6 protein-coding genes are annotated in these 6,695 nt (G+C 46.3%); 3 read left to right on the top strand and 3 right to left on the bottom strand.

Annotation, left to right across the window (positions count from 1 at the left end):
- Positions 1 to 119: 119 nt before the first annotated feature.
- Positions 120 to 365 carry a hypothetical protein gene (locus E1919_RS23165; RefSeq protein ID WP_162055791.1) on the bottom strand — a complete coding sequence of 82 codons (246 nt, stop codon included), beginning with the start codon at positions 363 to 365 and terminating at the stop codon, positions 120 to 122.
- 817 nt (positions 366 to 1,182) lie between these two features.
- On the opposite strand from E1919_RS23165, the gene E1919_RS23160 reads away from it, so the two are divergent.
- The 3 genes from E1919_RS23160 to E1919_RS23150 all read left to right on the top strand — a co-directional run bounded on the left by E1919_RS23160 (position 1,183) and on the right by E1919_RS23150 (position 3,819).
- Positions 1,183 to 1,473, top strand: coding sequence for a hypothetical protein (locus tag E1919_RS23160; protein ID WP_162055790.1), 291 nt, complete (start codon positions 1,183 to 1,185; stop codon positions 1,471 to 1,473).
- A gap of 305 nt (positions 1,474 to 1,778) precedes the next feature.
- Positions 1,779 to 2,978 (top strand): phosphoglycerate kinase, encoded by a 1,200-nt coding sequence (locus tag E1919_RS23155; RefSeq protein WP_162055789.1) that lies wholly within the window; start codon positions 1,779 to 1,781, stop codon positions 2,976 to 2,978.
- Between the two features lie 97 nt (positions 2,979 to 3,075).
- The gene (locus tag E1919_RS23150; protein WP_162055788.1) at positions 3,076 to 3,819 is read left to right on the top strand and encodes a DUF4184 family protein; all 744 of its coding nucleotides are present in this window, start codon (positions 3,076 to 3,078) and stop codon (positions 3,817 to 3,819) included.
- A 19-nt stretch (positions 3,820 to 3,838) separates the two neighbouring features.
- On the opposite strand, the gene E1919_RS23145 is transcribed toward E1919_RS23150, so the two are convergent.
- Positions 3,839 to 5,332, bottom strand: a complete 1,494-nt coding sequence (locus E1919_RS23145; RefSeq protein ID WP_162055787.1) for a S41 family peptidase — start codon at positions 5,330 to 5,332, stop codon at positions 3,839 to 3,841.
- Between the two features lie 75 nt (positions 5,333 to 5,407).
- Positions 5,408 to 6,631 (bottom strand): helix-turn-helix domain-containing protein, encoded by a 1,224-nt coding sequence (locus tag E1919_RS23140; RefSeq protein ID WP_162055786.1) that lies wholly within the window; start codon positions 6,629 to 6,631, stop codon positions 5,408 to 5,410.
- Positions 6,632 to 6,695 lie beyond the last annotated feature (64 nt).

The following is a 6,695-nucleotide window of genomic DNA, read 5'->3' as shown; positions in this document are numbered from 1 at the left end:
AGGGGATAGGGAGACAGATTCCGGTGGAGGTATACAAACAGCAGGCGGCCTGATTGGGAGAGGACTTAGGGAAAAATCAACTTAAAAACAGTGCTTGGTGGTCCTACAAACAGGGAGTACTATAGTCTTATAATGTTCTCTTTACCATAAGTACTGAACAACATTGCTTCTGCCACACTTATAGCTGTTTCTTTATCCTTAATAACCTTCTCCGCAAGTATCTGCTTCTGTGATGGATTTTTAAGTGCGTCAGCTAATTCTCGCTTTGCATATTCAACTCCAAGCTTTGTTCTGTTCGCTCCATCCTGTGCTGAGGCTGCGAAGCATATTTGTAAGCATATTAAGAGTAGTAAAGCTTTATTCATTCTTTTTGTAAGAACCGTAGGTCGTTGAATTGGCTTTCTATTTACTGCTTCTGAATATTAGTCCAACTCCAATTGTGGTAAAGAATATTATTGCACCCCAGAAAAACCAGTCTTCACCCATATGGGGTCTAAATCGGATATGCCCGTGTGAACCTGCTGCCATCATAGCGAAGACAAAGAAAGCCAAAGTCAAGAACACAATACCAACATACTTTCTATTCATAATTTCAATACCAGACAACTAACGGCTAAACGGAGTTATTCGGCTTATCTGCACTATGTGCGAAGGTGGTATACGCTGCTCTTTCTTCAGTTTAAATGTCCATCTACCATATTCCAGTGCTTTTTCCATAATATTCTCTTAAAACAATATACTAAATAATCTTCAAGCTCCACCTTCTGTCACTAATTATTAGCCTCATTACAAAAGAAGTCAGAAACAGGCACTACCATCCTCGTTTAAAAGGCCCTTCTGCCTCCTGGTTATGCCGCTACGCCACTGTATAAAATTCGAAAAGATCTAAAATACGCCAACAGCGACGGCAGATTCCTACAGATTTAAGTGCAATTCCGCTGTGTTTACTATCCGTGTATAAACGGATTTACTCGAGTATAAACTCGGATAATCACGAACAACATTCCCTGAAAGCAACTTTACAAACACCTGTTTTTACAGAAAGCAGCTCTTCAGGCAATGTGTCCGACTCGGAATGAGTGCAACTAAGCAGGCTCTCTGGTGCGGAAGAAGTCTTTGTATTAATATACCCTTATTGTACATACCAGAGTTAACCGGCACATGCTTTAGAAGGCTCATTATGTGAGATTTGAACCAGCTCTCTTCCTTTTAGTTATAGCTGTCTCCTTTGCGCTATCAGCTTATTATCTTTATCCTGAGCGTAAGCTACAGCAAGGCACACAGATAGACAGGCTGGCAGTCTGCAAGTCCCAAAGAAGAATCCTGGCTTACGCTGATGGAAAGCTTATAAAAGCTTACACTGTCGCAAAAGGCAACACTCCTGTGGGTGCAAGGAATACGAGAGAGGTTGCAAGACCACAGAAGGAGTATACACCATCAATGACAATATCCCCAGTCACAATAAAAACTTAGGCATCACCCAATGCCATCAACTCAAGAAATTTATTGTCATCACGAACATGCCTGAGAAACGGCATCAGCTTGACAGGCAGGTACCACCGCTGGTTCGGCTAGACCCAAGGACGACAACCATTGCTTATAGTGCAGCTTGTCTTAGTGAAATTGGTTATAATCCACGTTTAAGCTATTTTTAGGAATCAAACAGAAAAAAGTAAAATGCGTGTATGATAGTAGAAGCTACTAACGATTAAATTATTTTCGACTAATACCCATTTTACATAAACCTAAATCATTGATTCACAACTGTAAATAAAATTATGAAAACCGTAGACCAGTATAACTTTGCCGGAAAAAAGGCATTGGTGCGCGTGGATTTTAACGTGCCTCTCGACGAAGAATACAACATCACAGACGATAACCGCATCAGAGCGGCAGTACCTACTATTCAGAAAATTCTGGACGATGGGGGGGCTGTGATCCTCATGTCGCACCTTGGCCGTCCTAAAGGCGGGCCGGAGGAAAAATACTCGCTCAAGCATTTAGTAAGCCTCCTGGAGAAAGAGTTTAACACAAAGGTGAAGTTCGCCAACGACTGTGTAGGCCCGGAGGCTGCCTCGCTGGCACATGAGTTGCAGCCAGGAATGATTCTGCTGCTGGAGAACCTGCGCTTCCATAAAGCAGAAGAGAAAGGCGACCCTGATTTTGCAAAAGAACTTGCTGCCCTGGGTGATGTGTATGTGAACGACGCCTTCGGAACAGCCCACAGAGAGCATGCCTCTACAGCCGTAGTAGCGCGTTACTTCCCGAACGATAAGGTGGTGGGCTACGTAATGCAGGCTGAACTTGAAAATGCCCGCCGTGTACTCGAAAACGTGGAACGTCCCTATACCGCTATTATGGGAGGTGCCAAAATCTCCGACAAAATCCTGATCATCGAGCGCCTGTTGGACAAGGTGGACAACCTCATCATCGGTGGCGGTATGTCTTATACCTTTATCAAAGCCGATGGTGGTACCATTGGTTCCTCGCTTGTAGAAGAAGATAAAGTAGAACTGGCGGGCCGCCTGATTGCCATGGCCCGCGAAAAAGGCGTGCAACTGATGATTCCGGTTGACTCTGTGGTAGCCGATGCGTTCAGCAACGATGCCAATGTTGACACCTGCCTCAGCCACCACATCAAGCCTCTTTGGATGGGACTGGACATAGGCCCGAACGCACGCGAAGAGTATGCTGCCGTTATCGCCAATTCTAAAACTATACTTTGGAACGGACCGATGGGCGTGTTCGAGATGTCTAACTTCTCTGTAGGTACTGAGGCTGTCGCCGAGGCAGTGGTGGAGGCAACGAACCGTGGCGCTTACTCCCTGATTGGCGGTGGTGACTCTGCTGCTGCCGTAAACCAGTTGGGCTACGCCGACCGCGTGTCTTATGTATCAACAGGTGGCGGTGCGCTGCTGGAGTACATGGAAGGCAAAACGCTTCCGGGTGTTGCTGCCATTGAGCGTGACGACTATTAAGCTGCTGCTACCAAGAAGATAAATAAAAACAGGAATCCCCTGCTGCTGCTAAGTGGCAGGGGATTCCTGTTTATGAAGTAAATAAGTGTAATTTCCAATGCCTTTTACCTTTTCCCATCCAGCCATTGTTTTACCAGGCTACTACCTGCCTCAACGCTGGCGTTCTTTAACAGGCCTGGTTGCGGGCAGTGTCGCTCCGGATTTTGAGATGTTCCTGAAGATGAAAGCTCAAGTCTCTTTCAGCCATACCTGGCACAGCATTTTCTGGTTTAATCTGCCTTTAGCACTTGTACTTTGCTTTTTATTTCATCTTATAGTGCGCAATCCGCTTATCAACCACCTCCCCCCTTTCCTGAAGCAGCGGCTTATTAGGTTCAAAAGCTTTGCCTGGGCACGCCATTTCCGTGAGCATACTCTTGTAGTTATTATTTCCATACTTATTGGTATCGCCTCCCATATTTTCTGGGACCATTTTACACATCAGTATGGTGTCTTTCTTCATTGGTTCCCGGTTTTGGCAGAAGAGGTGGCTTTAGGTGAACACCACATTCCTCTTTACTTTTTGCTCCAGCTAGGCTTCTCTGTTGTTGGTGGGCTTGGGGTGCTTTATGCCATCCTGCTACTTCCTGTAACAAGTGAAGACAACTCTAACTACCAGATTAACTATAGCTATAAAACGCTCCGGTACTGGTTGCTGATTATAGCAATTACTTTATTTACAACTGCTATCAGGTTTTCAACAGGGCTAGACTTTAGCTATATTCCTAATACTGTTGTGGTTCTCATTTCCGGAGGACTTCTTAGCCTGCTGATTACACCCTCGCTAATCAGAGACAAGTGAAAATTCAGAGCCTGCTCAACTACTGTTGATTTCTGATTGCCTGTGTGCTGGCGGCTTTCTTCCGGATGAGTTCCTGCGTATAGGTCATTTCACGGTCGGTGCCATTTAGCACATCCTGTACCGTTGACTCCACTATGTGGTGCGGTATAACGCCCCGGTCTTTCACTGGCTCATTGGAAACAGCCGTATAGTATGACCAGAGCGGAATACCCAGAACGACTTTGGTATTCGGGAGAGGCAAAAAAGAAAAGTACCCGCTGTTATCGCCCTGGTAAGCGCCACCCGTTTCCTGCCCGACAAAGATGGCCCTGCCCATGTTGTGTACTACTGCAGCAAACTCGCCTGTAACAGAAAAGCTCCAGCCATTCGTCAGGATATATACATCACCGGTATAGGCATCTCTTTGGGGCGTGAGTTCCCGCAGGTACTTAGCGGGCTGTACATCAAAGGTGCCCCGGTTATTCTTTTTCATTCTGCTTCGGAAATACCAGTAGTACCAGGGCTCATGGGCCTTATCAGAAAAGCTGAATTTTTTATCTGAGTTAGAGACAACACGGCTAAAGTACTGATACGGTTTATCTGCCAGATAAGAGCTCAGGAGCATTCCCAAGCCATCCATACCTCCCTCATTGTTCCGGACGTCGATTATGAGCGCCTTTGGGTTGCGTTCTTTGATGGTTTTGAAGGCATCAGTCATAAACTTTTTGAACTTCAGCTTTTTGCTGTTCATAAACCAGTCTATCTCCAGCACCGCTACATTGTCTTCGCTAAAAGAGAGCCTGTATGGTGGCTGTTCTGCCTTTCCCTCCGCTTTTTTCTGCTCCGAGGCCTTTATTGTTTCTAAACTTACGGCCGGGTAGTCTGCGGTCACTGCTTCGCCATCCCCACCCCGATAGGTGACGGTGTATACTGGCGCAGCATCTACAAATGCTGCATAATGCCCGCTAAAGTACTGGCTCATGTCCATGTACTTTGTAGTCTGCACCAGGCCATCTGCAAACGACAGGTTAGGCAGTAGCTTTTGCTGAATTTCCTGAAAAGACTTGCCATTTATAGCCAGCAGCTCCGCACCGGCAGGAGCCACTGCGCCATCGGCATAGTGATAAAGGATGTGTGCCTTGCCCGCTGTTACGTACAGCTTTAGCGGGAAAAGCTGGTCGGTATGGTACCAGTAATTATAGTCTCCACCGGGCTCACCTTTGGGCATAAACTTAGTATGCCCGCAGCGGATGAGCGTAACAAGCGGCTTTACAGAGGTATAAAAATCCTGCTCCGTCATAGAACGGTTGAAGGTAGCATAGGTACTGTCGAATTTTGCATCAAACACTTCTTTGGAGGTATAACGGTACAGCCCCGGATGGGCTTCTTCCAGTGCCTGGCGAAACAAGGTGAAATCTTCACGTAACTGTGCAGGCGTAAATTTTTCAGCCTGTTGTGGGGTAGATTGGGCAGAAGAATGCAACGGCAGGCACACCAGCAACACAAACTGCAGCAAAACGGATAATCTTTTCATTTCCAAAGCTTAAAAAGGTTAATGTTGCTGCAAACGTACGGTCTAAAAGCAGGCAAAGCGTCTTATCCGCTAAGTTCAGACAGGTATTTTAGCTTTTGAGACATATGCCGTTGGCGTGAGACCAGTTTGTTTCTTGAAAACGGCATTGAAGGTGGCTTTAGAACTAAAGCCTGCCTCCAAGGCAATGGCCAAGGTAGTATAGTGGCTGAAAGCAGGGTTCAACAGCAGGCGCTTCGCCTCCTCTACCCTATAGGCATTAATGAAATCATAAAAATTTTTACCAAGCCGCTCATTAACAACACGTGACAGGTGGTGCTTCGGTATACCAACAACCTCTGCCAACTCCTGAATGCTGAGCTCATTTTGCAGGTACGGCTTCTGCTCCTGCATAAAGACCAGTAGCTGGTCCAGGTATTCTTCAGCCGCGTCATCCTTCAAACCAGACTTCTGGTACTTTACCGCAACAGTGTCTTCACCCGTTTGCGCCTCTTCCACCGTCTCATCAAGCCCTGTTATTTCTGCTCCCGGTTCTTCCCTAGTTTGCGGAAACGACACTGTATTATTGAATATAGCGGGCTGCGAAAGTGCTTTATACCCTATCCAATAGATACACAAGATAACTCCCAGGTAATGGAAATGATACACTTCCGTCACCCATGGCACATTCCATTTGCGGGCATAAAATACAAATACGCCAATCAGAATGACGCAGAAGATAAGCTGCACAAACTGCTTCAGCCAGTGCAAACGGACTTTGCGCAGTTCTGAGAAGCTTTGCAGGATGTTCTGTTCGTGCTTTCGGATAAGGACCAGTGCGGCACAGGTATAGCCCAGGTGCAAAAAATTGAGCAACTGGTTCAGGACACCGAAATCATCTTCCGAGGCTTTGTCAAAATTGTCGAGATAGGCGATTTTGGCTGCGGCTGGCTGTAAAAAGTACGGCAGCAAGTACAACAGGCACAGTATGAAGGGCACCAGATGAAGGAAGTCTTTCTTATTCCAGGCGGGTTTCACGCTGGTTAGCTTTGCGGTGAACAGATAGATGAGCGGACCAAACAACGATGGCAATAGCCAGCTCACCTTGCTCAGGTGCGGAAAGGTCATAAAAAAATCGCGCGTATCGTATGCCACCAACACCGACTGGAAAGACAGCAGCAGGATAAGCACACCCAGTATACTGTTGGCCAGTTTGTTTTGCCTGCGCGTAAAAAGCAGGGTAGCCAGGCACAACCCTTGTACTGCGCCCGCCACCAAAACCACTTGTAAAGCAACCAAAGCCATTCCCTTTTTTTCTATCAAAAATAAACTTTTTCCTGATAAAGTTTACTCATGTAAGGAATAATCCCGGAACTTAAGCTAAAAG

The organism is Pontibacter pamirensis (assembly GCF_010015475.1).
Classification (GTDB): Bacteria; Bacteroidota; Bacteroidia; order Cytophagales; family Hymenobacteraceae; genus Pontibacter; species Pontibacter pamirensis.
Note: the sequence above shows the minus strand (reverse complement) of the source record. Positions and strands in the feature narration are given on the sequence as shown.

Excerpts from the sequence above, each read along its gene's own strand:
- E1919_RS23165 (WP_162055791.1), bottom strand. The coding sequence starts at position 365 with ATGAATAAAGCTTTACTACTCTTAATATGCTTACAAATATGCTTCGCA.
- E1919_RS23155 (WP_162055789.1), top strand. The coding sequence starts at position 1,779 with ATGAAAACCGTAGACCAGTATAACTTTGCCGGAAAAAAGGCATTGGTG.
- E1919_RS23150 (WP_162055788.1), top strand. The coding sequence starts at position 3,076 with ATGCCTTTTACCTTTTCCCATCCAGCCATTGTTTTACCAGGCTACTAC.
- E1919_RS23145 (WP_162055787.1), bottom strand. The coding sequence starts at position 5,332 with ATGAAAAGATTATCCGTTTTGCTGCAGTTTGTGTTGCTGGTGTGCCTG.